This is a genomic window from Arthrobacter sp. Dra40 (genome assembly GCF_059091905.1).
Genome location: NZ_JBNHHB010000353.1, coordinates 1 through 3690 on the forward strand (window position 1 = coordinate 1; position 3690 = coordinate 3690).

At 65.0% G+C, this 3690-nt stretch carries 5 protein-coding genes; 4 read left to right on the forward strand and 1 reads right to left on the reverse strand.

Annotation, left to right across the window (positions count from 1 at the left end; translation table 11 throughout):
* The coding region (locus tag AC5RWT_RS35580; protein WP_494084332.1) for an SLC13 family permease at positions 1-619 on the reverse strand (619 nt) is incomplete at its 3' end.
* A 288-nt stretch (positions 620-907) separates the two neighbouring features.
* Here AC5RWT_RS35580 and AC5RWT_RS35585 point away from each other — a divergent pair.
* From AC5RWT_RS35585 to AC5RWT_RS35600, 4 genes are all read left to right on the forward strand, one after another.
* The gene (locus AC5RWT_RS35585; protein ID WP_494084333.1) at positions 908-1807 is read left to right on the forward strand and encodes a LysR substrate-binding domain-containing protein; all 900 of its coding nucleotides are present in this window, start codon (positions 908-910) and stop codon (positions 1805-1807) included.
* Positions 1797-2897, forward strand: coding sequence for an enolase C-terminal domain-like protein (locus AC5RWT_RS35590; RefSeq protein WP_494084334.1), 1101 nt, complete (start codon positions 1797-1799; stop codon positions 2895-2897). The genes AC5RWT_RS35585 and AC5RWT_RS35590 overlap by 11 nt, the downstream gene beginning before the upstream one ends.
* 32 nt (positions 2898-2929) lie before the next feature.
* Entirely contained in the window at positions 2930-3208 is a 279-nt protein-coding gene (gene catC / locus AC5RWT_RS35595) for a muconolactone Delta-isomerase (RefSeq protein WP_494084335.1), read from the forward strand.
* A 149-nt stretch (positions 3209-3357) separates the two neighbouring features.
* Positions 3358-3690: dioxygenase (locus tag AC5RWT_RS35600; RefSeq protein WP_494084336.1), on the forward strand; the 333-nt coding region annotated here is incomplete at its 3' end.

Sequence of the window (3690 nt, forward strand, 5' to 3'; positions counted from 1 at the left end):
CGCCGTAGGCGATGCCGAGCATCATGGCCGCGGCGAACTTGGCGTCCACCGCGTCACGGTCGATGTTGCGGATCAACTGCAGGATGGAGACGCCGATGGGCACCATGATCACGGCCGTGGCGGTGTTGGACACCCAGGCGGAGATCATGGCCGAGGCGACCATCAGGCCGAGGACGATCTGCGCGGGGCGGGTTCCGACGGCTCGGATGGTCAGGAGCGCAATGCGCCGGTGCAGGTTGCTCTTCTCCGTAGCCAGGCCCAGGATCACTCCGCCCATCACCAGGAAGACCACGGGGTTGGCGTAGGGCGCGGCGACATTGGCCATGCTGTCCATCCCGAACAGCGGGAAGAGGACCAGCGGCAGCAGCGAGGTCACCGGGATGGGGGCGGCTTCGGTCATCCACCAGATCGCCATCCAGAGCGCGCAGCCCGCGACGGCGCGGCCTTCGAACGCCAGTGACTCCGGCAGGATGAGGAAAAGGGCCAGCCCGGCCAGCGGCCCGGCGAGCAGCGCTACGAGCTTCCTGCCGGTGCGGGTCTCGAGGGCTGTGGTCGGTTCAGCGTCGCCGCCAGGGCGCACTTCGGCCGCCTCGGGGCGGTTCTGGATTTCCTGTGACATGGATCGTCCTTGGTTGTTGCGACGGGGACCACATAACCGTAGTCAGGTGACTTGGCCAACAGAAGTACTTATTTGGGCCGCATTGATACTTCCGGAGTCATAGTCCGCCCCGGGCCTGATGTTGCCCGGCCGCGGAGGGTGGTGACTGGCGGCACTCAGCCAGGGGCGCATTGATATGCCGCAGGTATCAGTGACGGGAAACTGGGTATTTTACCTGCCTAATTCCCGGGCCTAAAGTGGGTCGGAAGCCAGCGACCAGGTTGCGACCGGAACGGACAGGAGGCCGGCATGGAGACCCGCCAGCTGCGATACTTTGTGGCCGTGGCCGAGGAACGCCATTTCGGCCGTGCCGCGCTTCGCCTGCATATGGCCCAGCCGCCGCTCTCACACCAGATCAAGCAGCTCGAGGAACAGTTGGGCACCCAGTTGCTGGTCCGCACCACCCGCAAGGTGGAGTTGACGCCGGCGGGGGAGCTGTTGCTGGTCCGGGCCCGCGGGTTGTTGGCCGAGATCGACCAGCTGGGGCAGGACGTGAAGCTGGTGGGCCAGGGGGCCAGCGGCGTGCTGCGGGTCGGCGTGGTTGGATCGGCCACGTACCGGTTGATGCCGCGGATTGTCGAGACGGCCGGAAGGCGGCTGCCGGGACTGAAGCTCCATGTGCTGGGTGAAATGCTCACTCCTGCCTTGGAAGAGGCGCTGGAGGAAAACCGCATCGACGTCGCCGTGCTGCGTCCGCCGGTGCGGTCCGGAGAGCTTGAGCTGAGGTTCTTGGAGCAGGACGAACTCGTCGTTGCGCTTCCGGAAGACCACCCCTTGGCGTCACACGGTTCCCTGCAACTGGCCGACCTGGCCGGGGAAATGTTCGTTTCTTATCCACGGACCTCGGCCGTGTGCGGCATCTTCCTGGACGCCTGCCGCCGGGTTGGCTTCCGGCCCCGGATCGTGCAGGAAGCCAGCGAGACATCCACCCTGCTGGCCTTCGTCGCCTCGGGCATGGGGTTGGCGCTCGTGCCGATGACGCGCCGGGTTTTTGCCCTGCAGGGCACGGTGCTGCGCCCGCTGCGTGACGCCCCGGCGGTGGATTTGGCGCTGGCATGGCGGCGCGGCGTCGATTCCCCGCTCATCAAGAACTTTGTAGACCTGTTCGATACATCCAACGTCCCGGAAGGAACCGCACGTGAAGATTGAGCGGATTGAAGCCATTCCCTACTCCATCCCTTACACGCACCCGCTGAAGTTCGCCAGCGGCGAGGTGACGACCGCGGACCACGTTCTCCTGCGCGTCTACACGGACACCGGGCTGGTGGGGGTCGCGGATGCGCCGCCGCGCCCCTATACCTACGGCGAGACCCAGGCCTCGATCGTGGCCATCGTGGAACAGGTCTTCGCCCCGCAGGTGACCGGCTTGGACGTGCTGGACCGCGGAAAGATCCATGCCGTGCTGAACCGCACCATCCACAACCAAGTGGCCAAGGGTGCGCTGGACATCGCCCTCTGGGACCTGATGGGCAAGGCCAGTCAGACCCCGGTGCATAAGCTGCTCGGCGGTTACACGGACCACATGCGCGTCAGTCACATGCTGGGCTTCCGTCCGGCCCAGGAGCTGCTTGACGAGGCCCTGCGGTTCGGCCAGGAGTACGGGATCACCACCTTCAAGCTGAAGGTAGGACGCCGGCCGCTGGGCCTGGATATTGAGGCTTGCCATGTGCTCCGGGAAGGGCTGGGCGAGGACGTCGACATCTATCTGGATGCCAACCGCGGCTGGACCGCCAATGAAGCCCTCGAAGTCCTGCGCCGCACCGAAGGCCTTGGCCTGAGCCTGTTGGAGGAGCCGTGCGACGCGAAGGAAGCCATGAGCCGACGCCGGCTGGTGGAGAAATCTCCCATCCCGGTGGTGGGAGATGAATCCGTCCCCACCGCCGGGGACGTCTCCCGCGAGCTGCTGTCCGGGGGCTGTAACGCAATCTGCATCAAGACCGCCCGCAGCGGGTTCACCGAGGCGCAGCAGATCCTGGGCCTGTGCACCGGGCTGGGCGTGGACGTCACCATGGGGAACCAGATCGACACCCAGATCGGTTCCTTGGCCACTGTCACTTTCGGTGCCGCCCACGAGGCCACCAGCCGGCGCGCCGGGGAGCTGTCCAACTTTCTGGACATGGCCGACGACCTGCTGGCCGAGCCTATCCGGATTGCAAACGGAACCATTTCCGTCCGCGACGTGCCCGGCGTCGGCGCTGCCATCGACGAGGGCAAGCTCGCCAAGTACCGCTTGTCCTGACCCCCTCACCACACACCCAGGAGAATTCACAGATGCTGTTCCTCGCCCGAATGGAAGTCCAGTTCCCCGCACACCTCTCCGCGGAGGAGATCACCCGGCTTCAGGGACTGGAGAAAGAGTACTCGCAGGGCCTGCAGCGGGACGGCCGGTTTGCCGGCATCTGGCGGGTTGTAGGGGAGTACGCCAACTACTCGCTGTTCGACGTTGCCTCGAACGACGAGCTGCACGAAATCCTCAGCGGTTTCCCGATGTACCCCTATATGAAGATCAAGGTCACGCCGCTGGCCAAGCACCCCAACTCCATCAAGTGACCGCCGAGGGATTCATGTTGAACAGGTCCCAATGACGGTCCGATAGGTATTTCCCTCGACGATGCCCCGGGCCTAGATTGAGACCCATATCACCGTCGGCTCTCGCGCCGACTTCCCACTTCATCCACACCACTGCACGAAGGAGCGCCATGTCCATCGAATCCACCGCCAGCGCCGCAGCCTCTGGAAGCGCCGCTACTGACCGTTTCCGTCAGTCGGGCAAAACCGGCGCGGTCCACGCCAGCCAGGAGCGGGTGAACCTGCTGGCCAGCAAGCTGGTCAGTGCCGTCAACGACATCGTGCTCGAAGAGCGCGTGACCTATGACGAGTACAACGCCTTCAAGGCGTGGCTGATCAAGGTGGGCGAGGACGGTGAATGGCCGCTGTTCCTGGACGTCTGGGTCGAGCACTCCGTGGAGGACGTAGCCACCAGCCACCGCCATGGCAACAAGGGCTCCATCGAGGGGCCCTACTACATCCCC

Excerpts from the sequence above, each read along its gene's own strand:
- catC (WP_494084335.1), top strand. The coding sequence starts at position 2,930 with ATGCTGTTCCTCGCCCGAATGGAAGTCCAGTTCCCCGCACACCTCTCC.
- AC5RWT_RS35585 (WP_494084333.1), top strand. The coding sequence starts at position 908 with ATGGAGACCCGCCAGCTGCGATACTTTGTGGCCGTGGCCGAGGAACGC.